Origin of the sequence: Actinophytocola sp. (assembly GCF_050699935.1) — a bacterium.
Classification (GTDB): domain Bacteria; phylum Actinomycetota; class Actinomycetes; order Mycobacteriales; family Pseudonocardiaceae; genus Actinophytocola.
Genome location: NZ_JBOHGB010000001.1, coordinates 120862 through 142342 on the forward strand (window position 1 = coordinate 120862; position 21481 = coordinate 142342).

Here is a 21481-nt window from a genome sequence, read left to right on the forward strand (position 1 = left end):
GCGTGGTCGGTCAGTTCTTCGTGCGAGCTACAGGAGGCGCCACCGTGGAACCAGGTTCGGACGAGGACCGGACGGCCACCCTCGAGGCCTTTGCGGACACGATCGTTCCCGGTGCCAAGCGTTTCCCGGGTGACCACGCGATCGCGGGCGTCGTCGATGACCCGGGCGCGGTCGAGGCCGGTGCGCTGGAGGTGCTCGCCGACCCCGCGTCCGGCGTCGCTGCCGGCCTCGCGCCGCTGTCACAGGCACTGAACGCGCACGCGAGCGCGTACGCCGATCACGCCGGGCTGACGCTTTCCGACGGCGTGCCGCCGTTCGTCGCGCTCGGCTACGACGACCGCGCCGCGCTGGTCGCCGAGCTCACCGCGCCCGGCCATCCGGAGCGGGACGGCTGGATCCTGCTCGCGATGTTCAGCAACATGGCCTTCGACATCGCCCCGCACCGGCACACCGGTGAGGCGCTGGCCGAGGGCCACCCCGGACTGCTCGCCATCGGCTTCGCCCAGCCGGACACCGACGGGCTGTGGCGGTTCCCGGACTTCGGCTACCGCCGGGAGTTGGCCAAGCGCCATCCGAACACGACCGAATCGGGGAGCCCCGAATGACCGCTACGGAAAGCACGGATGTCCTGATCATCGGCAGCGGCTTCGGCGGCTCCATCGCCGCCTACCACCTCGCCGCCGGCGGCGCCAAGGTCACCGTGCTCGAGCGCGGGCCGTGGTTGTCCGCCAAGGACTTCGACCACGACTACCTCCTCGGCTCTTCCTATACCAGGGTGTTCGACTTCGTCGCCGGCGACGGGATGAGCGTGCTCGGCGGCAACTGCGTGGGCGGCGGATCGGTCGTGTACTTCGCCGCCCTGCCCCGCGCGCCCCGGTTCGTCTTCGAGAAACAGGGCTCCATCGGCCGGCGCGTCTGGCCGGCCGCGGTCAACCGCGACACCCTGGAGCCCTGGTACGACCGGGTCTCCGAGGCCATGCCGGTGACCCAGCAGGACTGGAACGACATCACCTACGCCGGCGGCCTGTGGGCCGCGGCGTGCAACCACAGCGGTCACACCGCGAACCCGGTCCCGGTCGGTGTCGACGCCAAGCGGTGCACCAACTGCAACTGGATGATGGCCGGCTGCCGCTTCGACGCGAAGCAGTCGCTGCTGCTGAACTACCTGCCCGCCGCGCTGTCGCACGGCGCGGAGATCCGGCCACTGCACGAGGTGCAGAAGATCTCCCGCACCGACGGCGGTGACTACCGGGTGCACTACAACCACATCGACGAGGTCGACTACCGGGTCACCACCGGATCCGGCGAGATCGACGCGAAGATCGTCATCCTGGCCGCCGGTGCCGGGGCCACCCCGCCCATCCTGCAGCGCTCCGAGGACACCCTCGGCGCGATGCCGCACGCCGTCGGCCGGTACTTCTCCGGCAACGGCGAGCGCCTGAACACCGCGATCATCGACGACGAGCGCGCGGGCGAACTGCTCGGCCTGCGCCGGCCCAACGGAAAGGCCTACGAGGCCAACCAGATCGGCAAGGGCCCGGTCGTCGCCTGCTGGGACTTCCTCGACGGCTCGCTGCCCGAGTACTCCCGCTTCTCCATGGAACAGCTGTACTTCCCGCCCGGCCTCGGCACGATCCTGGCCCAGGCGCCGGACGCGACCGGACCCACCTGGTTCGGCAAGGAGAAGAAGGAGATCCTCAGGCGGTGGCAGTCGTGGCTCACGATCTTCCTGATGACCGAGGACGACAACGAGGGCGTGTTCGGCCCGCCGCCGCCGACCGGCAACGCCTACCGCATCTCCCAGCAGATGCTGGGCCGCGGCCCGCTGCGGTACGACCCGACGCCCAACACGTTGCGTGGCTGGGCCGAGGCCGACGCCCAGGTCAAGGAGATCCTGGAGAAGGACGGGCTGGCGAAGGTCATGCCGTGGACCAACGACGTCGTCGGCGCCTACACCGTGCACCCCCTGTCCTCCTGCCGCATCGGTGACGACCCGGCCACCTCGGCGCTGGACGACCGGCACGAGCTGCGCGGCCACCCGGGCATCTTCGTCACCGACGGCTCGGCGGTGCCCACCGGACTGACCGTCAACCCGGCGCTCACGATCGCCGCACTCGCCGAGCGCGCGATCCCGGGCATCGTCGCCGCCGCGAGGGAGCGCGGCGTCGGCGTGACCTACGGTGCCCCGCTGCCCACGTCAGTCACGAACAGCGTCGCCAGGCCCGCCGCCTGACCGGCACCGGGCACGCGCCGCACCATCCCGGAGGGGCGCAACCGTAAGAAGCTCGGATCCCGCGGCGCCCGCCCGCCTCAGCCTTCGTCCAGCACCGCCCGGATCACCTGCCGGGCGCTGTGCGCCATCGCGGGGTCGGCCCGCCGGTAGTACGGCAGCGCGACGAGCGCCCGCGACAGCGTCCGCCCCGGCCGCGGATCCACGTCGCGTCGTCCACGGCCAGCGCCTCGCGGAAGACGTCCCGCGCATCGCGCGGCAGCGGATTCCACGCCGGGAACAGGTCGCAGGCCGGGTCCCCCCGCCCCACGCACCAGAAGTCGATCACCGAGGCCAGCCTGCCGCCGTCGACCAGCACGTTGGCCGGCAGCAGATCGGCACGCAGCCACACCGGCGGTCCGTCCCAGCCCGGCGCCCGCAGCGTCTCGTCCCATACGGCGGCCGCGGCGTCGCAGTCGACGTCCTCCTGCGGGATCCCACGCAGTTCCTTTATCGCCGCCCGGGTCTCGGCGTCGAGCGAGGCGACCGGCCCGCCTCGGTGTGCCTTCGGCGCGGCCGGCAGGGTGATGTTCCGCATCGCCACCACGAACGCCGCCAGATCCTCGGCCAGCGGCATGGGCTCGCTCAGCGCCCTCGCTTCGGAATGCTCGCCCACCAGCCATCGGTACACCGACCACGGCCACGGATACCCGTGGGCGGGCTCGCCGGCTCCGAGCACGTCGGGGATGCGCGTGGGCGGCCGGGGTGCGAGGTGGGGCAGCCAACCCTGCTCCATCGACACGTCCTCGGCCCCGCCCCGCACCAGCGGCGGCCGTACGACCATGTCGTCGCCCAGCCGGTACATGGCCGACGGGCGTCGAACACCTTTCCGCTGGCAATTGCGTAACACCTGGTGCCCCGGGGTTCTATCCGGCCGCTATCGACGGACGGTAGCGCTTGTTAAATCGACCGAATGTCAACGAAAGGCGAGCCGCTGTTGAGTGGCTCTCGAGCGGGGTTCCCGCAGAACAAGACCCGAACAACAGCCTCGGAGGCATTGCCATGTCCGTCATTCGTAAGATCGCCGTGTCCGTCGCCGCCCTGTTCCTCGGTTTATCCGCGATGTTCCTGACGGTCGGAACCGCGTCCGCGGACGCCCCCTGGAACAAGCCGTTGCCGAGTCAGCTGGCGAACTGAGCGCAAGCCGCGTGAACTACGGCGGCGGTGGGGCGATCATTCGGGGAGGTTGTTCCCGCCGCCGCTCGATTGGATATCGGAGGATGGCGTTTCCGTGGTTGTGCTCGAGTTCTTCGCGCAGTCTGTTGGCCTCGGCGGAGCCGACCGTGCCGAGCAGGTCGATGGCCTGGTCGAGATCACAGGTCGCCAGCTCGTGCTCGCCCCGCGCCCGGCGGATGTCCGACCGGAGGATCAGAGCTCTGGCGCGCCAGACGGTCGAGTCGAGCTCGACGAACAGCCTGTGTGCCTCTTCGACGTGGTCGGCGCCGGCGGCGTCCTGGCCCCGCGCCAGCGCGACCTCGCCGAGCGAGTAGTGGGCCATTCCCGCGACCATGCGCTGGCCGACCTGCTGGGCGAGGTAGAGCGCGTGCCGGAGGGTGGTCTCGGCGTTGTCCAGCCGCCCCGTGCGCTGGCGGACGACACCCAACCGGCAGAGCGCGTGCGCCTCACCGATCCGGTCGCCGATGTCCCGGACGATCAGTAGCACCCGGTTCAGCGCCTGATGTGCCCGCTCCGTCCGGTTGGTCAGCAGGTGCAGCTCAGCGAACCGGGTCAGCGCCTGTGCCTCGCCGCGCAGCCACCCGACCCGCTGAAAGCCCTCGATCGCGGTTTCCAGCATCTCGTGCGCGCGATCGGCTTCGCCCTCGTCGATCCACACCTTGGCCATGCTCTGCAGGAGGTGTGCCTCACCCCCCAGGTCGCCGACCGCGCGCATCTTCTCCAGCGACGCCTCGAACTTGGCCAGCATCGCCGCACCTCGGTTGCGCATCCGGTCGATGATCGCGGAGCTGCGCAGCACGAGCGCGCAGCCGTGCTCGTCGCCGACCGCCTCGAAGATCTCCAGCGCCTGCGCGTAGCAGCGCTCGGTGTCGGCGAGTCGGGACTGGTTGAGGTACATCGAGCCGAGCGAGTACAGCATCGCCGCGCGCCCGCGCTGGTTGCCCGACTCCTCGGTGGCGGCGAGCGCGCGCTCGGCGGTCTCCCGCCACTCGTCGAAGTGTCCCTTCACCTCGAACAGCGTCACCGCGGTGAGCGCGAGGTCCCAGCACGCCTCGGACATTCCGCTGTCCGCGGCCAGATGGACGGCCGACACGAGCGAGCGGCGTTCGGACTCCAGCCACTCGATCTGGTCGCCCATGTCGTCGATCTCCTCCAGCTCCGGCGCCCCGCTCCAGCGGTGCGCGGTGCCGTGCAGGATCGTGTAGTCGCCGCCGTACTCCTTGCGGTGCGCGTGTTCCGCGCGGGCGAGCCACGCGCCGAGCAGGCGCTCGACCACCACGCGACGCTCGGTCTCCGGCTCCTCGTCGTGGAGCCGCTCGGCGGCGAACACCCGGATCAGGTCGTGGAAGCGGTAGCGCAGGTGCTCGCCCGGGTACTGCACGGTGTCCAGGAGCTGAGCCTCGACGAGGCTCTCCACCACCTCGAAGGCGTCGAACGGGTCCATGTCGAGCAGCGCGGCGGCGGTCCACGCGGGGAAGTCGGGCGTGGTGATCAGCGCGAACCGCCGGAACAGGCGCCGCGCGACCGCCGGCAGGGTCCGATAGCTCAGGCCGATGTTGGAGCGCAGCACCAGGCCGCGGTAGGACAGCTCGTCCAGCCGGTGCACGGAGTCGCGCAGCCGGGTGACCAGCATGTCGAGGCGCCAGTGTGGGCGCGAGGCGAGCCGGGCGCCCGCGATCCGGATCGCGAGTGGTAGACCGCCGCAGAGGTTGACCAACTCGGTTCCGGCGCCGCGCTCGGCCGCCACGCGCCGCGGCCCCACGATCCTGGTCAGCATCTCCAGCGACCGGTCGACGTCGAACACGTCGATGTCGACCAGGTGCGCCCCGGGCAGGCCCGACAGCGGCACCCGGCTGGTCACGATCACCGCGCAGCCCGGTCCGGCCGGCAGCAGCGGCATCATCTGCGCCTCGCTGCTCGCCCCGTCCAGCACCACGAGCACGTTCTTGCTCGCCATCCGGCTGCGGTACAGGTCGGCCCGTTCCTCGTCGTCGTCGGGGATCGCCGAGCCCTCGATGCCGAGCGCGCGCAGGAAGCGGGCCAGCACCGGCCGGACCCGGTCGTCGCCGTCGGGTGACTCCAGGTCGCCGTAGAGGTGGCCGTCCCGGTACACCTCGCGCAGCTCGTGCGCGGCGCGCAGGGCGAGCGTGGACTTGCCGACCCCGCCCTTGCCGGAGATGGCGACGATCCGCATGCCGTACCGGCGGTCTGGTTCGTCGTCTCCGTCGTCGGCGAGCACCCGCTTGATCTCGTCCAGCTGCGCCTGCCGGCCGGTGAAGTCGTCGATGCTGGCCGGCAGCCGGCGAGGCACCACCGACGGCTCGGCGTGGGTGGCGGCGCTCGCGGTCGGGCTCGCCGGCGTCGTGGTGATGTCGAGCGCGGGGTCGCGGTTGAGGATCGCGGTCTCCAGCCGCTGCATGCTCGGCCCGGGCTCGATGCCCAGTTCCTCGACGAGCATGGCGCGGGCCCGCCGGCACGCCTCGAGTGCCTCGGCCTGCCGGCCGGACCGGTACAGCGCGAGCATCAGGAACTCGTGGAGCCGCTCGCGCAGTGGGTGCTCGTCGACCAGGGCGGCGAGCTCCCCGGCCACGTCCTCGTGCCGGCCGAGGGTGAGGTCCAGCCGGATCCGTTCCATGACCGCGGACAATCGGGCGTTCTCCAGCTGGGCGGCCTCCCGCCGAAGCAGTTCACTCTGCATTCCGGCCAGCGCCGGTCCTCGCCACAGCCGCAGGGCGTTGCGCAGCGCGGCGACCGCCTCGGACCGCCGGTCGGCGTCGACGTGCGCCCGCGCGGAGGAGACCAGGCCGGTGAACTGCGCGGTGTCCAGGTCCGAGTCGGGGAGCTCGAGCTGGTAGCCGGGCGGCCGGGTGTGGATCGTCATGACCCCGTCCGTACCGGTCAGCACCCGGCGCAGGGCGGAGATGCAGATCTGAACCTGGGCCCGAGCCGTCGTCGGCGGCGAGGTCTCCCAGACCCCGTCGATGAGCTGCTCGATCGGGCAGACCCGGTTGGCGTTCAGGGCGAGCGTCGCCAGTACCACCCGCTGCCGGGTGCCGCCCAGGTCGAGCTCCCGGCCGTCGTGGGACAGCTCGAGAGGGCCCAGGAGCCTGAGTCCCACAGATCTCCCTAGTGCTTGTGGCCGAGGTGTCCGAACCGCGTTTCGGGTAACCAATTCGTCACAGTGAGCCACGGGTACACATTCAATGTGGTAACCGCGATTCGCACTTTCCGACCAAAGTGTGCCACATCGGTCAGGCATTCCCATAGTAATAGTGCATATGGTTGTCTATTTCGTTGTCGGCGGCTTACCAGTGCGGGTGGTGGCCTGGGTCGACGCCGCGGCGTGCGAGGTCGTTCCGCGGGCTCGGCGAGTGCCTCGCCGAGCCCGTGGCGCGAGCGTGGTGCGCAGGTGGGCGACCGCCTCGGCGTCGCGGACGGCGGCGGCGTGCGCCCTCGCCGTCTCGTCGCGCCAAGAGGCACGTCGGGAGATGCAGGTATACCAGCGAAACCAGCAGGATGGAACAACACGTACCGACGTCGCCACGTGACGCGAAAGCCGAGTCTCCCTCGTTTTCGTCTGCGGTGAGTGGAAGAGATTGGACGCTGGGCCATGACCGAATCGACCTGGAAAGTGGTCGTCGATGGCGATCACCTGACGATTTCCGGCGACTCCTTCACATTCACGACCAGCGGGACGGACCCGATGCAGCTCGAGGATGTGCTGGCCGACCTGCAGAGCGCGCTGCGCGGGACGTACGGCCAGTACTGCGGGCTGTCCAGGGCCGCGGAGATGGTGGGGGAGCGGTGGGGTTTCCTGATCGTCCGCGACCTGCTCGTGGGTCCGAGGTCCGCCGAGGAGCTCAGCGACGGCCTGCCCATGATGTCGCCGAAGCTGCTGTCCAGGCGGCTGCACGAGCTCGCGTACTGCGGTGTCGTCCGGCAGCTCGACCAGGTCGACGAGGGCGGGCAGCGGCGCTACGAGCTGACCGAGTACGGCCACGCGTTGGAGGACGCGGTGCTGGCGTTCGGCCGGTGGGGCGCGGTGACCCTCGAGATGCCTCGCCCCGAGGACATCGTCACGGACGCCTCCCTCATGGTGGCGTTGAAGGCGACGTTCCTTCCCGAGGCGGCGGGCGACGTGCGGGTGAGCTACGAGCTGCACATCAGCGGCCACGTGGTCAACGTCCGGATCGACGACGGCGTGCTGGAGGTCGGCGCGGGTCGGTTGCCCGGCGCGGATGCCGTGGTGGACTTCGGGTCCGCGCTCCTCGCACTGATGACCGGCGAGTCGACCGCGGCGGACGTGCTGGCCACCGGTGACGTGCGCGTCGACGGCGATCCCGCCCTGCTGAGCCGTTTCGAGGAGATGTTCCAGCTGCCCAGGCTGCTCGCGCCGAAGGTGCCCGCCTGACGCGACACGGTACGAGAGGGAGACTCGTTGGTCCGTCGGCCTTACCGACACGAACGTGGTGAACGGGGACGCTGCCCAAGACCGGCGGCGTCCCCGACCCGTCTCCCGCGACTGGTCGGCCGCTCGCCGTCGCTCCGCCCGCCGAACCGGTCCGGTCCGGCGGGCGGAGCGAGGAAAGGCTAGGCGGCGTCGCGCAGTTGGTGCAGATCCTCCTCGGCGGTGCGGCGCAGTCGGCGCACCTCCTCGTCGGCGGCGATGTCGGCCAGGATGTCGGCCCAGACGACTCCCCTGGAGAGGTTCGCCTGGGTCTGGGGCAGTGCGTCGACGATGCTGGGCAGGTTGTTCTCGTCGTCGCGCGTGTCGGTCGTCTCGCGGGGTACTCCGTCGAACAGTGGCACGGTCGTTCTCCATCCTTCGTCGGTGCGTTTCGTGTCGCTCGTTCCTGCGCTATGCCTCGTAGGGACTGATCGTGATCGGAACGCCGTTGAACACCGCGTTGCCGGACGGGATGTCCAAGACGAACTCGTCGGTCAGCGTGTTCGCGTTGACGCCCGGGTGTTGCGCCGCGACCCGCTGCGGGCTGCCCGCGTGCCCCCACCCGTGCGGAAGGCTCACGACGCCCGACCTGATCGCGTCGGTGGGTTCGACCGTGACGACCAGCTCGCCGGTGGCCGAGCGCACGACCGCCCGCTCGCTCAGCCCGTACCGCGCCACGTCGGCCGGATTGACGTGCAGCGTGCACCGGTTGCTCCCACCGAGCAGGGACGGGACGTTGTGCAGCCAGCTGTTGCTGGAGCGCAGCTGGCGCCGCCCGATCAGCAGGATCTCCGGGGCCGGGGCGGCCAGCCGCTCGCGCAGCCGGTCGAGGTCCCCGGCCACAGCCGGCGGGACGAGCTCGACCCGGCCCGACGGCGTGCACAGCAGTTCCTTCAGGCGTGGCTCGAGCGGACCGAGGTCGATGCCGTGCGGGTTCGCCTTCAACGTCGCCAGGGACAGGCCGTAGGGGCCGAACCTGAGCATGACGTCCAGGATCCGCTCGGCACCGCTGTCGCCCTCGATCCCGGCGCGCAGCTCCGCCACGTCCCTGCCCTCGACCGGCGAGCCGGGCAGCCGGGTGGCCCCTTCGAGGAGTTGGCCGATGATCATCTCGTCGACCCCGGCCGGATCGGCCGCCGCACCAGCGCCCGCCGCGATCAGCGTCAACCGCGCCATGATCTCGGCCTCGGACCGCTGGTCCGGCTCCAGCGGCAGGATCGGCGAGGAGAACCTGGTGTAGTTGCGAACCGTGACGATCGACAGCAGGAAGTCGTAGTGCGGCGTCTGCATGATGCGCGGCGGCGGCAGGATGACGTCGGCGTGCCTGGTCGTCTCGTTGAGGTACGGGTCGATGCAGACCATGAAGTCCAGTTCCCGCAACGCCCGGTCCAGCCGGGGGCCGTTGGGGGTCGAGAGCACCTGGTTGGACGCGATCGACACCAGGGCCCGAACCTGGCCCTCGCCGGGGGTCTCGATCTCGTCGGCCAGCGTGGCCGCCGGCAGCTCGCCGAGTGCCTCGGGCAGGCCGCGGACCCGGCTGTGCCACTGGCCCGCCTGGAACGGCTGACCGGTGCGGTACACCTCGAGTGTGGCCGGCCTGGCGAACATGGTCCCGCCGGCCCGGTCCAGGTTGCCGGTCAGGATGTTGATCACCTCGACCAGCCACTGGGTCAGCGTGCCGAACTCCACAGTGGACGCACCCATGCGGGAGTAGACGGCGGCCGTCGGCGCCGCGGCCAGCTCGCGGGCCAGCCGGGCGACGTCCTCGGCGGGCACGCCGCAGACCCGTTCGGCGAGCTCCGGGGTGAACTTCTCGGCCAGGCCGCGCAGCTCGTCGAGGCCGTTGACCTCGAGCGTGACCGTGGCCAGGTTCTCCACCAGCAGCGTGTTGACGACGGCGAGCAGCAGGACGGGATCCGTGCCCGGCTTGACGGCCAGGTGCTCGTCGGCGAACGCGGCGGTCCGGGTGCGGCGCGGGTCGGCCACGACCACCTTGCCGCCTCGCCGGCGCAATGCCTTGAGCCGGCCGGGAAGATCGGGCGCGGCCCACAGGGATCCGTGTGACTCCAACGGGTTCGCGCCGATGATCAGCACGTGGTCGGTCCGGTCCACGTCGGGCACCGCGATCGCGAACGGGTCGCCGTACATGTTGCCCGCCGCGACGTGCTTCGGCATGTGGTCGATGGTGCCGGAGGAGTAGACGTTGCGCGTGCCCAGCGACTGGATCAGCGGCATCCGGTACAGGAAACCGGCCATGGTGTGATACGTCGGGTTTCCGAAGTAGACGGCGACTGCGTCTCGGCCGTGTGCCTCGGTGACGCGCCCGAGACCCTGTTCCACGGCGAGGAAGGCCTCGTCCCAGGTAGCCTCCCGCCACTGGTCGCCCTCCCGGATCATCGGGACCCGCAAGCGGTCCGGGTCCTCGTCGAGGCGGCCGAGGCTCGCTCCCTTGGGGCAGATGTAGCCCTTGGAGAACGGGTCGTCCTGGTCACCGTTCACCGATGTGACGCGGTTGGTGTCGTCGAGGGTGATACGGAGGCCGCAGACGGCCTGACAGATGGGACAGGTTCGGTGCGCGGTGGTCATCGGCACTCCAGCGGGAACGTTCCTCGTGCGGGCGTGGCAACGGGTGGGTCCCGGCGGCACCGGCCGGCCGGGACCCACCCGTTTCCTCCGTGGACGGTCGGGAGGGATCAGCTCGCCCTCGGGCTATGCCGCCCGGGGCGTGTCGGTGGGCGTGTCGGTGTCCGTGTCGATGTCCGCGAACACGGGCTCGACGCCCGCCGGGGCCTGCCAGACGTAGGGCCGCCGGCTCTGTTTCGACGGGCCGAACATGGACTTCCACAGCACGCGCAGGGCGAAGCCCGGGCGCATCAGCGTCTCGGGCCGGGCGACGAGACCGGCCGCTTTGAAGTACTTGGCGGTGATCGTGCCGTCGCGGGTCGCGGCGATCTGCACCTTCTTCAGGAACCAGTTGCCGAAGCGCACCTTCAGGGGGCGCTCGCCCTTGACGCCCGGGAAGCTCAGATCGACCGTGTTGGTCATCTCCCACGGCGCGTCGATGGCATCCCTTGCCAGGTCACGGAAGTAGTCCTGGGGCACCGGAGCGGCCCCGCTGTGCAGATGCTGGCGCATGGTCATCGCGCACAGCGCGGCGACGCTCATGCCCTGGGCGTACACCGGGTTGAAGCAGGTGATCGCATCGCCGGTGACCAGCAGACCCTCGGGGAAGCGGTCCAGGTCCTGGTAGTGGCGGCGCAGCGTCGTCGGGAACCGGAACGCGACCGGCTCGTCCACCGGGTCGGCGTAGCGCAGCGTCTCGTAGACATCCTTGGCGGGCAACGACTTGAGCCACGCGTAGAGCCCGGCCTGGTCGGTCGGCGGGTGGTCGCCGAGCAGGCCGTAGGTGGTCAGCTCCAGCCGGCCGCCCTCGACCTTGAAGAAGACGTTGCCTCGGGGCGCGGCGGGGTGAGCGATCTGGTTGATGGCCACGTCACCGTTGAAGGGGTCGGCGCCCGGGCGCAGCTTGAAGTGCTGCGTCACGTAGACCAGGTCGATCTTCTTGCGCTCCTCCCTGGGCTTGGCGTAGCCGAGCTGCTCCAGCCAGACCGGGGTCCGCGAGCCCCGCCCGGTCGCGTCAACCACCAGGTCGGCCTCGATGACCTTCTCGGTGCTCTCGCTGCGGGCCTGCACTCGGGCGCCGGTGACCCGGCTGTTGTCGGCCGTCGTGGCCAGGCCGAGAATGTCGTGCTGCTCGACGAAGACCACGTTCGGGATCTGCTGCACCCGCTCGCGGACGAAGTACTCGAACACCGGCCGGACCACGCCGAGGGTGGTCAGGTCGCCGTGCTGCTGCTTGAGCCGGTAGCCCTGGGCGTACCAGCGGCAGCTGCCGGACAGGTCTCCCTTGGGGACGCTGTGGTCGACCAGCTCCTGGGTGAGCCCGGGGAAGAGCTCCTCCATGATCTGCACGCCGCGGGCGAGCAGACCGTTGGCCTGGTGGCTCTGCGGGCAGAACCGCCGCGGCCCCTTCGTGCCGACGAGCACGTCGCGGTCCACGATTTGTACCTCGTCGTAGGCATCCGCGAGCACCCTGGCCGCGAACAACCCGGCAATGCTGCCGCCCAGCACCACCGCGCGGGTCCCAGCCTCGTGGCCCATCGCGGTCACCTCCTCGAATCCGTGGTTGTCATTCCTGAACGGGCGCGCTCATCGGCAAGGAGCTCACGAGGCCGCCGTCGACGCCGAGGTCCTGCCCCGTGATGTAAGCCGCCTGCTCCGACAGCAGGAAGGCCACGGCGTCGGCGACCTCCTCGGGCTGGCCGAGCCTGCCGATCGGGACCAGGCCGCGGCACGCCTCGCGCGCCTCGTCGGTCGGGGCGAGCTCGTCGAACATGTCCGTCCGGATGAATCCGGGGCTGACCGCGTTGACCCGGATGCCCTGGCTGCCCAGGTCGGCGGCGAGTGCGCGGGCCAGGTTGAGCACGGCGGCCTTCGTCGTGGCGTACATCGTCGCCAAACCCATCGCCAAACCCATGCCGCGGTGCACGAGGCAGGTGCCGTTGAGCACGACGGAACCGCCGGCGTCGAACAGCGACACCGCCTTTTGAATCGTGAAGAAAGCACCCTTGAAATTGATGCCGACGGCCCGATCGAAATCGGCCTCAGTGATTGCCGTGCGCGGGGCGATGGGGGAGTAGGAGGCCACCCCGGCATTGACGAAAATGCCGTCCAGCCGGCCGAAGCGATCCCGGATCCGGCCGACCAGCTCGTCCAGGTCGTCCATTCGGGACACATCGGCGCTCACTGCCAGAACCCGGTCACCAGCGGGGTCCAGGTCCTTTGCCGCCGCGTCGATCGTCTCGACGCGGCGGCCCGCGAGCACCACGTCGGCCCCCGTGTCGACGAGCCGCCGTGCGGTGGCAAGACCGATGCCGCTGCCACCGCCGGTAATGAGAAAGGTCTTGCCATCGAAAGCCATGCAGCCAGCCTCACATTTTGCCGGTTACGCGGCATCTCCGGCGTTGCGGCGCTCGACGCGCGGCAAACGTCAGGCAGCCGTCATTCCAGAAGTCAACGCCGCGTGAGTGCTCCGGGAGGGCCGACACGGCGGCCGGACCCGGCGAGGTGCTGATCCGGGTACGGGCGTGTGGCCTGTGCGGAGAGGCGTTCGTCGCGGCGCCGGACACTCGCCGGGAACTGGAAGCTCACCGGGTCTCCGCCGAGCACGACCCGCGCGTCACAGCTCGCGCAGTGTGATCGTGGGGTTGGTCGTAGCCATCGCCAGGATCTCGCTGTAGTCCGCGGCGATCTTCTCGATCGTGGACTCCAGGAACTCCGCCTTGTTGTACCTGATGTGCCCGGCGATCTCCCCGGAGGGCAACAGGTCCAGTGTGAACACGGTCCCGTTGGGGATCTCGGAGGTGTTCGGGTGGGACAGCAGCCGCTTGCGTACCTCGGTGTAGGTCAGGTCGCCGAAGGTGGACTCGTCCATGTTGGTCGGGAACTGGAACGCCTGGAACGCGCAGGCCGCGAGGTTCCCGACGGCGTAGGGCTTGTTCAGGTCCGGCGCCTCGGCCGCGATGTCCGCGAACGGCAGCTCGTAGGCGTAGGCCTCCAGGCAGGTCGACCTGGTCTTGGTGACCAGCTCGGCGAACGACCCGCGGTCGGCGAGGTCGGTGCGCAGCGGGACCAGGTTGAAGAACGGACCAACGGCGTCGGCGAAGCGCGGCTCGCCGCGGCCGGAGGTGAGCGTGCACGCGACCACGTCGGTCCTGCCGGTCATCTTGTGGTGCAAGGCGTTGAACGCCGCGAGCAGCACCATGAACGGCGACGACCGCACCGCCTTGGCCAGCCGCTGGGTGGCCGAGGACAGCTCTTCGGGGAGAAGGAACCGGTGCACCGCGTACCCGGAGGGCACGCCGGCCGGCTGGTCCATCACGAACATGGACATCTGGGCCTTGTCCAGCTTGTCCCGCCAGTAGGCCCGCGAGCGGTTCGCCGTCTCCGACGCCAGGTACTCCTGCTGCCAGGCCGAGAAATCCCGGTACTGCACGGGCTCGGGCAGGTTGGCCGGCCCGAAGCCCTTGCGTTCGGCGTAGCACGCGGCGATCTCACGGATCAGCACCTGCATGGACCAGCCGTCGCTCGCGATGTGGTGGGTGAGCAGCACGAGCACGGCGTCGCGCGCGTCGAAGCGGCCGACGACCACCCGCACGTGCGGCAGCTGCGTGGCGCTCAGCTCGGAGTGCTCGATCTGGTTGATGAACTCGTCCGCCCGCTCGTCGCGGGGCCGCGGGTCGTCGGCCGGCAGGTCGACCACGATGACCTCGGCCGGGGAGGCCGGATGCACCCGCTGGTACCGGTCGCCCTCGGTGCGGACGACCTCGGTACGCAGGATCTCGTGCCGCTCGACCACGTCGTCGAGCGCGCCGCGCAGTGCCTCGATGTCGATCTCGCCGGTCACCCGCCAGCCGTGGTTGACCAGGTGTCGGGGACCGAAGGCGCCCTCGTCGTCACCCTTGTCGAAAATGCAGAAAAGCTCGAGATTCGCCGACAGTGGAAAACGGTCCAGCTGACCGTCCGATGACGGCGAAGTGTCGGCGATGGTCATTTCCCGGACTCCTCGACGTCGGCGGTGGAATGCGCGAGAGACGTGGCTGTCGCTGGTCGTCGACGGTAGCAACGCCCCGGCATCACCCGGTTATCCCAACGTGCCGATCGGCCCGGCAATAGGGAAGATGCACCGTTCGCGTACCGGATGCCAACGTCGACAGCAGCGACGGGAGGATAGATGACCACAGGGCGCACGCAGGTTTTCGAGAACATGACCGTTGATCATGTCGAGTTCTACGTCGGCGACATCGGGCCGAACCTCGACTGGCTGGTCGACGGTTACGGGTTCACGGTCCGCGCGGCGACGAACTCCTCCGACGAGCGTGGGGTGCGGTCGGTCTGTGTCGGGCAGGGTGAGATCGACCTGCTGCTCACCGAGCCGGCGCAGAGCGACCACCCCGCGACCGCATATGTCGAGCGGCACGGCGACGGCGTGGCCAACATCGGCCTGCGGGTGCCGGACGCGGCCGCCGCATTCGCCGAGGCCGTGCGCGGCGGTGCGCGGCCGGTCATGCCGCCCACCGGGCGAGACGGCGTCGTGACCGCGACGATCATCGGTTTCGGCGACGTGACGCACACCTTCGTGCAGCGTCCGGACGGCTCCGCCGCACACGACTCGCACGGGCTCGTCGCGACGCCCGACGGTGACTCGGGACCGGGCACCGGGCTGGGCAAGGTGGACCACTTCGCGGTCGCCGTGGAGCCGGGCCAGATCGACGCGACAGTCGAGTACTACCGGCGGGCCCTGGACTTCGACCTCACGCTCACCGAGCGGATCGAGGCGGGCAACCAGGCGATGTTCATCAAGGTGGTGCAGAGCAAGTTGCGGGCGGTCACGCTCACCCTGATCGAGGCCGACGTCTCGCTGGAGGCGGGCCACATCGACGACTACCTGAAGGACCACGGCGGCCCCGGTGTGCAGCACCTGGCCCTCAGCACCGGCGACATCCTCTCCTCCGTGCGGCAGATCCGCGACCGGGGCATCGAGCTGCTGTCCACTCCGGACGCCTACTACACGGCGCTGGCCGACCGCGTTCGGCCGGACCGGCACGGCGTCGAGGACCTCCGCTCGCTGAGCATCCTGCTGGACGAGGACCACGACGGTCAGCTCTACCAGATCTTCGCAAAGTCCGTGCACCCACGGAACACGATCTTCCTGGAGATCATCGAGCGGGCCGGCGCGAGCACGTTCGGCAGCTCGAACATCAAGTCCCTCTACGAGGCCGTCGAGACACAGCGGAACCGGGACGGGAACTGAAAAGCGACGCGACGGAGGAATCACGACAATGGCTGGCAAAGACGACTTCGACGCCGTCATCATCGGTGGCGGTCCCGGCGGTTCGGCAACGGCTGGACTGCTGGCCAAGCAAGGCCACAAGGTGCTCGTCCTGGAGAAGGAGAAGTTCCCCCGCTACCACATCGGCGAGTCGCTGATCACCGGCTCGATGCCGACACTGGACGCACTGGACCTCCGTGAGCGGCTGGACAACATGGGCTACGTCCGCAAGTACGGCGGCTCGCTGCAGTGGGGTAGGAACCAGGGCACGTGGGACTTCCGGTTCACCGAGGCCTCGGAGTACGAGTACACGTTCCAGGTCCGCCGCGCCGACTTCGACTCCGTCCTGCTCGGCCGGGCCCGCGAGCTGGGGGCGCTGGTCATCGAGGAGGCCACCGTCCAGGAGGTGCTATTCGACGGTGACCGCGCCGTCGGCGTGCGCTACCTGCGCAAGGGTGACGCGGAGCCGACCACGGCAACCAGCCGGCTGGTGGTCGACGCGTCGGGACAGCAGCACCTGCTCGCGCGCAGGTTCGGGCTCATCGACTACCACGACGACCTGCGCAACATCGCGGTCTGGGCGTACTTCCAGAACTGCCGGCGCTATGGCGGAACACGCTGGGGCGACACGCTCACCGAGAACCGCCCGAACGGCTGGTTCTGGTTCATCCCGCTGTCGGACGAGACGGTCAGCGTCGGCTACGTGACGCCCATCGATGCGTACAAGAAGTCCGGCAAGACCCTCGAGGAGCTGCACGCCTCCGAGCTCGCGGCGGCCGACGAGATCACCTCGCTCACCGAGGGGGCCACCCGGGTCAGCGGCTTCCGCACGATCAAGGACTGGTCCTACACCTGCACGCGGTTCTACGGGCCCGGCTGGGCGCTGGTCGGCGATGCGGCGGCGTTCATCGACCCGTTGCTGTCGACCGGGGTCGGCCTGACCCTGCGCGGCTCGCTCGGCCTCGCCGAGACGGCCGATCTGGCGCTGCGCAACCCGGACGAGGAGACGGCGCTGTTCGAGCGCTACGAGCGCAACTACCGCGACTTCCTCAACTCGCTACTGGAGTTCGTCCGCTTCTTCTACGACCGCACGAAGTCCAAAGAGGACTACTGGGACGCGGCGCAGCAGAGCATCGACCCGCGGCGCCTGCGGCCACGCAAGATCGACTTCGCGCGGATGCTGTCCGGGGTGTCCGGCACGCGCGACATCTTCGACGGACCGTTGGCACTCAAGGCGTTCCGGGACACCGACGCGCCGGACACGCCGACCGAGCTGGCCAGCTAGTACCGCCGCACCGGGCCGCCGGCGACAGGTAATGGGAGCACATTGATGGAGTCATTCTCGATCCCCCAGCGGTTCGCCGAGCAGGTCTCGCGGACGCCGGGCGCGGCGGCGGTGTCCGCCGGCGCGGCCAGGCTGACCTACCGGGAACTGGACGAGCGGGCCAATCAGCTCGCGCACCGGCTCATCGGGCTCGGCGTCCGCCAGGACGACCGGGTGGCGGTGTTGCTGGAACGGTCGATCGACCTGGTGGTGGCGATCCTCGCGACCGTCAAGTCCGGCGCCGGCTACGTCCCGGTACACGAGGGCTACCCGGCGGACCGCAGGCAGTGGGTGGTGGACCACTCGGCCGCGGCGGTGCTGCTCGCCGACACCGCCATGCGCGACGGCGGCCTGCCGACCGGCGTGGCGACCGTGGTCGTCGACGACGACCCGGTCACCGGCGAGCAGCCCGTCACCGACCCCGCGGTGCCGATCCACCCGGACCAGCTGGCATACGTGATCCACACGTCCGGCTCCACCGGCCACCCCAAGGGCGTCGCGGTGACCCAGCGGGACGCGCTGCGGCTCATCTTCGATCCACAGTGGACAGCGGAGCGGCATGCGCGGGTGCTGATGGTGGCGCCGTACGCGTTCAACGTGTCCACCTACGAGATCTGGATGCCACTGCTGCACGGCGGCCAGATCGTCGTGGCACCGCCGGGAAAGCTGGAGCCGGACACGCTGCGCCGGCTGATCACCGAAGCGCGGATCACCGGCATCCACCTGACGGCGGGCCTGTTCCGGGTGCTCGCGGAGGAGGCGCCGGAGACCTTCACCGGCCTGCGCGAGATCCTGACCGGTGGCGACGTGATCGCGCCGGCCGCCGTGCGCCGCGTGCTGGACACCGCCCCCGACGTCGTGATCAGGGCGATGTACGGCGCCACGGAGGCCACGCTGTTCTCCGCGCACCACCCGCTGACGGCCGACTACCGGCCGGGCACGGTGGTGCCGATCGGAGGCGCGCTCAGCGACGTCACGATCCACATCCTCGACGACCGGCTCGCGCCGGTCCCGCCCGGCGTCGAGGGCGAGATCTACATCTGCGGCCGGGGCGTCGCGCGCGGCTACTTCGCCAGCACGGAGCTGACCGCGGAGCGGTTCGTCGCGGACCCGTTCGGCGGGCCGGGCGCGCGCATGTACCGAACCGGCGACCTGGCCCGCCGCAACGACGACGGCCACATCGAGTTCGTCGGGCGGGCAAGCAGCCAGGTGAAGATCCTGGGTTTCCGGATCGAGCTGGCCGAGGTGGAGGCCGCGCTGGCCGGCTTCCCCGGCATCGCACACGCGGTCGTCGTCGTGCACCAGCTGGAGTTGGGGGAGAAGCGGCTGATCGGCTACGTCGTGCCGGAGTCCGGCGAGGTCGACCTGGGGGCGCTGCGCGCGCACGCCAGGGAGACGCTGCCCGACTACATGATTCCGGCGGCTTTCATCCAGCTGGAGTCCCTTCCGCTGACCCACAACGGAAAGCTCGACCGCGACGCGATGCCGAAGCCCGACTTCGACGCCGTCTCGACCTACCGGGCTCCGGAGACGCCGCTGCAGGAGTCGCTGTGCGCGATCTTCGGCTCCGTGCTGGAGGTGCCCAAGGTCGGCGTCGACGACAGCTTCTTCGACCTCGGTGGCCAGTCGCTGCAGGCGATGCGCCTGCTCAGCCGGATCAGGGTCGAGCTCGGCGTCGACCTGCTGATCAACGTGCTGTTCGACGTCCCGACGGTGGCCGGGCTCGCCAAGCACATCGACGGCGAGGTGGCCGCGGCCGCCTGAGCCGGGAGGAGAGGCGCAGATGACCAACCCATTCGAGGTGCCGGACGCCAACTACACCGTCCTGCGCAACGAGGAGAACCAGCACTCGCTGTGGCCCGCGTTCGCCGACGTGCCGGACGGCTGGACCGTCGCGCACGGGCCGGCGCGCCGCGAGGACTGCCTGGCCTACGTGCGGGAGCACTGGGTGGACCTGCGCCCGCGTAGCGTCGCCGAGTTCGTCGCCGAGCACGCCGGCGACCGGTGACGCGGAGGTATGGATCGTCGGGCCACTCCGCCGGCCGAGCCCGCGCACCGACACGACCCGCCAGGCACGGTCATCCGTAGCCGCCTGGCGGGTCGCTCGGTCTCGAGGGGAACCTGCGCAAGCACAAAGATGCCCTGATTTCCAGACCGTCAGAGGATCGTACCCACCTACACGGAACACCATTATCGATGGAACCTGGGAGGCGACGTGACTGCGCTTACCTTGCAGCGGCTCGCGAAACTGATGGAGGAGTGCGGCGACCGGGATCCAGCGGCAGAACTGGAACTCGACGAGAACATCGGGAATGTCTCCTTCGAGGAGCTCGGGTTCGACTCGCTGTCCCTGTTCAACACCTGCGTACAGATCGAGAACGCCTATCCTGTCAAACTTTCCCTGGACGCCGTGCTCGCCGCGGAAACGCCGGACGGCCTACTTGATCTGGTCAATCAGGACTTAGGTCGCAGCGCCTAGCAACCAGGGCGGCGGCGGTTGGAGAAAGTCATGTGTGGAATCGCGGGCTGGGTTGACTTCAGTCGGGATCTGTCCAAGGACGAGACCACGATTCGGGCGATGACCAGGACGCTCGAAAACAGGGGGCCCGACGCGGAGGGCATCTGGTCCGCCCGGCATGTCACCCTTGGACATCGCCGACTCGCCGTCATCGATGTGATCGGTGGCGCGCAGCCCATGGAGTTCACCGAGCACGACGAACAGCTGGCAGTCCTCACCTTCTCCGGTGAGTTGTTCAACTTTCGCGAGCTGCGCGCCGAGCTGAGAACCCGCGGCCACCGGTTCCGCACCCGAAGCGACACCGAGGTGTTGCTGCATTCCTATCTGGAATGGGGAACGGCGTGCGTGGACCGGCTGCTGGGCATGTACGCCTTCGCGATCTGGGACGCCCGCCGGGAAGAGCTGGTCATGGTCCGTGACCACCTGGGCGTGAAACCGCTCTTCTACCTGGAGACCCCGCACGGCGTGCTCTTCGGCTCGGAGCCCAAGGCCATCCTGGCGAACCCGATGGCACCACGTCGCACCGACGCGGTCGGGCTCTGCGAAGTGCTGGACATGGTGAAGACGCCGGAGGAGACCGTCTACGTCGGAATGCGCGAGGTGCGGCCCGGCCACCTCGTCCGGGTCAACGCCAACGGACTGGTCAGCCAGCGGTACTGGGCGCTGGAGGCCCGCACCCACACGGACGGCCTCCCCGAGACGATCAGTCACGTCCGGGAGTTGCTCGAGGACATCGTCTATCGGGAGCTCAACTCCGACGTACCCCTGTGCACGCTGCTCTCCGGCGGGCTCGACTCCTCCGCGGTCACCGCGCTGGCGGCGAACACCCTGGGGCGCGGCCAGGTCCGTTCGTTCTCGGTCGACTTCACCGGGGCCGAGGACAGCTTCCAGGCCGACGCCGTCCGCGGCTCCGCGGACGCACCTTTCGCCCGGGAGCTCGCCGAGTTCGTCAGCTCGCGCCACACCGAGATCCTGCTCGACAGTGCGAACCTCGCAGACCCCGCGGTGCGCGCGGCCGTCCTGTACGCGGCCGACCGGCCACCCGCCTACTGGGGCGACATGTGGCCGTCGCTGTACTTGCTGTTCCGCGCGATCCGACTCACCTCGACGGTCGCCCTCTCCGGCGAGTCGGCGGACGAGCTGTTCGGCGGGTACCGGTGGTTCCACAACCCCAACGCGATCAAGGCCGACACCTTCCCGTGGCTCACGTCCGGCTCGTCGCGCTACTTCGGCGGTCTCGGACTGTTGGACAAAGGCTTGGTGGAGAAACTCGACCTGCCGGAGTACCGCAGGCAGCGCTACTCCGAGGCGATGGCCGAGGTTCCGGTGCTGCCGGGTGAGCCGGCCGAGGACCGGCGGATGCGGGAGATCACCTATCTCAACCTCACCCGGTTCGTGCAGACGTTGCTCGACCGCAAGGACCTGATGAGCATGGCCGCCAGCCTCGAGGTCCGCGTTCCGTTCTGCGACCACCGACTGATCGAGTACGTCTTCAACGTGCCGTGGGAGATGAAGAACTTCGACGGCCGGGAGAAGAGCCTGCTGCGGGCGGCGGTGGCGGACCTGCTGCCGACCTCGATCCTGGAGCGGGTGAAGACGCCGTACCCGGCGACCCAGGACCCGGGGTACGAGGCGGCGTTGCGGTTGGAGCTGCAGGAGGTTCTCTCCGACTTGGACGCGCCGGTCCGCCCGCTGCTCGACCTCGACAAGGCGCGAGCCGTCGCGGCCAGGGAGACCGGCGCGGTGAGCCGGGCATACGACCGGGGGAGCCTAGAGCTGGCGTTGTGGCTCAACCACTGGCTTCGCACGAACGACGTCATGTTGGACCTGTGACGGGCCGGTACCGGTCACGAGTG

At 69.6% G+C, this 21481-nt stretch carries 17 protein-coding genes; 10 read left to right on the forward strand and 7 right to left on the reverse strand.

Features of this window, described 5'->3' with window-relative positions; translation table 11 throughout:
* The first annotated feature begins 44 nt into the window (after nt 1-44).
* Together ACRDTB_RS00670 and ACRDTB_RS00675 are read left to right on the forward strand one after the other, a co-directional pair.
* The gene (locus tag ACRDTB_RS00670) at nt 45-605 is read left to right on the forward strand and encodes a DUF5987 family protein (RefSeq protein ID WP_431427830.1); all 561 of its coding nucleotides are present in this window, start codon (nt 45-47) and stop codon (nt 603-605) included.
* The gene (locus ACRDTB_RS00675; RefSeq protein ID WP_431427831.1) at nt 602-2233 is read left to right on the forward strand and encodes an FAD-dependent oxidoreductase; all 1632 of its coding nucleotides are present in this window, start codon (nt 602-604) and stop codon (nt 2231-2233) included. Before ACRDTB_RS00670 ends, ACRDTB_RS00675 begins: the two co-directional genes overlap by 4 nt.
* A gap of 103 nt (nt 2234-2336) precedes the next feature.
* On the opposite strand, the gene ACRDTB_RS00680 is transcribed toward ACRDTB_RS00675, so the two are convergent.
* Nucleotides 2337-3074, reverse strand: coding sequence for an aminoglycoside phosphotransferase family protein (locus ACRDTB_RS00680; RefSeq protein ID WP_431427832.1), 738 nt, complete (start codon nt 3072-3074; stop codon nt 2337-2339).
* Nucleotides 3075-3271: 197 nt separating this feature from the next.
* Here ACRDTB_RS00680 and ACRDTB_RS00685 point away from each other — a divergent pair, with 197 nt between their 5' ends.
* A complete protein-coding gene (locus ACRDTB_RS00685) occupies nt 3272-3406 on the forward strand; it encodes a hypothetical protein (RefSeq protein ID WP_431427833.1) in 135 nt (44 codons plus the stop codon).
* A 16-nt stretch (nt 3407-3422) separates the two neighbouring features.
* Here the strand turns inward: ACRDTB_RS00685 and ACRDTB_RS00690 are convergent, their stop codons facing one another.
* Nucleotides 3423-6563 (reverse strand): AfsR/SARP family transcriptional regulator, encoded by a 3141-nt coding sequence (locus ACRDTB_RS00690; protein WP_431427834.1) that lies wholly within the window; start codon nt 6561-6563, stop codon nt 3423-3425.
* Between the two features lie 492 nt (nt 6564-7055).
* Here ACRDTB_RS00690 and ACRDTB_RS00695 point away from each other — a divergent pair, with 492 nt between their 5' ends.
* Nucleotides 7056-7856: a winged helix-turn-helix transcriptional regulator gene (locus tag ACRDTB_RS00695; RefSeq protein ID WP_431427835.1), complete on the forward strand. Its 801-nt coding sequence runs from the start codon at nt 7056-7058 to the stop codon at nt 7854-7856.
* 179 nt (nt 7857-8035) lie between these two features.
* Here ACRDTB_RS00695 and ACRDTB_RS00700 read toward each other — a convergent pair whose 3' ends face one another.
* The 5 genes from ACRDTB_RS00700 to ACRDTB_RS00720 all read right to left on the reverse strand — a co-directional run bounded on the left by ACRDTB_RS00700 (nt 8036) and on the right by ACRDTB_RS00720 (nt 14505).
* The gene (locus ACRDTB_RS00700; RefSeq protein ID WP_431427836.1) at nt 8036-8254 is read right to left on the reverse strand and encodes a hypothetical protein; all 219 of its coding nucleotides are present in this window, start codon (nt 8252-8254) and stop codon (nt 8036-8038) included.
* 49 nt (nt 8255-8303) lie between these two features.
* A complete protein-coding gene (locus tag ACRDTB_RS00705; protein WP_431427837.1) occupies nt 8304-10478 on the reverse strand; it encodes a molybdopterin-dependent oxidoreductase in 2175 nt (724 codons plus the stop codon).
* A gap of 123 nt (nt 10479-10601) precedes the next feature.
* Complete coding sequence (locus tag ACRDTB_RS00710; protein ID WP_431427838.1) at nt 10602-12053, reverse strand: NAD(P)/FAD-dependent oxidoreductase; 1452 nt, start codon at nt 12051-12053, stop codon at nt 10602-10604.
* A gap of 28 nt (nt 12054-12081) precedes the next feature.
* Nucleotides 12082-12873 carry an SDR family NAD(P)-dependent oxidoreductase gene (locus ACRDTB_RS00715; RefSeq protein WP_431427839.1) on the reverse strand — a complete coding sequence of 264 codons (792 nt, stop codon included), beginning with the start codon at nt 12871-12873 and terminating at the stop codon, nt 12082-12084.
* 258 nt (nt 12874-13131) lie between these two features.
* On the reverse strand, nt 13132-14505 hold the full coding sequence (locus tag ACRDTB_RS00720) for a condensation domain-containing protein (RefSeq protein WP_431427840.1): 1374 nt from the start codon (nt 14503-14505) through the stop codon (nt 13132-13134).
* Nucleotides 14506-14685: 180 nt separating this feature from the next.
* Between ACRDTB_RS00720 and hppD the strand changes: the two genes are divergently transcribed.
* The 6 genes from hppD to asnB all read left to right on the forward strand — a co-directional run bounded on the left by hppD (nt 14686) and on the right by asnB (nt 21458).
* Nucleotides 14686-15765, forward strand: a complete 1080-nt coding sequence (hppD, locus tag ACRDTB_RS00725; protein ID WP_431427841.1) for a 4-hydroxyphenylpyruvate dioxygenase — start codon at nt 14686-14688, stop codon at nt 15763-15765.
* 28 nt (nt 15766-15793) lie between these two features.
* Nucleotides 15794-17068: an NAD(P)/FAD-dependent oxidoreductase gene (locus ACRDTB_RS00730; protein ID WP_431427842.1), complete on the forward strand. Its 1275-nt coding sequence runs from the start codon at nt 15794-15796 to the stop codon at nt 17066-17068.
* 45 nt (nt 17069-17113) lie between these two features.
* Nucleotides 17114-18871 (forward strand): non-ribosomal peptide synthetase, encoded by a 1758-nt coding sequence (locus ACRDTB_RS00735; RefSeq protein WP_431427843.1) that lies wholly within the window; start codon nt 17114-17116, stop codon nt 18869-18871.
* Between the two features lie 19 nt (nt 18872-18890).
* The gene (locus ACRDTB_RS00740) at nt 18891-19115 is read left to right on the forward strand and encodes an MbtH family protein (protein WP_431427844.1); all 225 of its coding nucleotides are present in this window, start codon (nt 18891-18893) and stop codon (nt 19113-19115) included.
* 207 nt (nt 19116-19322) lie between these two features.
* Nucleotides 19323-19586, forward strand: coding sequence for an acyl carrier protein (locus tag ACRDTB_RS00745; RefSeq protein WP_431427845.1), 264 nt, complete (start codon nt 19323-19325; stop codon nt 19584-19586).
* A gap of 30 nt (nt 19587-19616) precedes the next feature.
* On the forward strand, nt 19617-21458 hold the full coding sequence (gene asnB / locus ACRDTB_RS00750) for an asparagine synthase (glutamine-hydrolyzing) (RefSeq protein ID WP_431427846.1): 1842 nt from the start codon (nt 19617-19619) through the stop codon (nt 21456-21458).
* Nucleotides 21459-21481: the final 23 nt, after the last annotated feature.

Bases quoted from the DNA above. Each gene is read 5' to 3' on its own strand.
- ACRDTB_RS00675 (WP_431427831.1), top strand. From the start codon at position 602: ATGACCGCTACGGAAAGCACGGATGTCCTGATCATCGGCAGCGGCTTC.
- ACRDTB_RS00680 (WP_431427832.1), bottom strand. From the start codon at position 3,074: ATGTACCGGCTGGGCGACGACATGGTCGTACGGCCGCCGCTGGTGCGG.
- ACRDTB_RS00685 (WP_431427833.1), top strand. From the start codon at position 3,272: ATGTCCGTCATTCGTAAGATCGCCGTGTCCGTCGCCGCCCTGTTCCTC.
- ACRDTB_RS00695 (WP_431427835.1), top strand. From the start codon at position 7,056: ATGACCGAATCGACCTGGAAAGTGGTCGTCGATGGCGATCACCTGACG.
- ACRDTB_RS00705 (WP_431427837.1), bottom strand. From the start codon at position 10,478: ATGACCACCGCGCACCGAACCTGTCCCATCTGTCAGGCCGTCTGCGGC.
- ACRDTB_RS00710 (WP_431427838.1), bottom strand. From the start codon at position 12,053: ATGGGCCACGAGGCTGGGACCCGCGCGGTGGTGCTGGGCGGCAGCATT.
- ACRDTB_RS00715 (WP_431427839.1), bottom strand. From the start codon at position 12,873: ATGGCTTTCGATGGCAAGACCTTTCTCATTACCGGCGGTGGCAGCGGC.
- ACRDTB_RS00720 (WP_431427840.1), bottom strand. From the start codon at position 14,505: ATGACCATCGCCGACACTTCGCCGTCATCGGACGGTCAGCTGGACCGT.
- hppD (WP_431427841.1), top strand. From the start codon at position 14,686: ATGACCACAGGGCGCACGCAGGTTTTCGAGAACATGACCGTTGATCAT.
- ACRDTB_RS00730 (WP_431427842.1), top strand. From the start codon at position 15,794: ATGGCTGGCAAAGACGACTTCGACGCCGTCATCATCGGTGGCGGTCCC.
- ACRDTB_RS00735 (WP_431427843.1), top strand. From the start codon at position 17,114: ATGGAGTCATTCTCGATCCCCCAGCGGTTCGCCGAGCAGGTCTCGCGG.
- ACRDTB_RS00740 (WP_431427844.1), top strand. From the start codon at position 18,891: ATGACCAACCCATTCGAGGTGCCGGACGCCAACTACACCGTCCTGCGC.
- asnB (WP_431427846.1), top strand. From the start codon at position 19,617: ATGTGTGGAATCGCGGGCTGGGTTGACTTCAGTCGGGATCTGTCCAAG.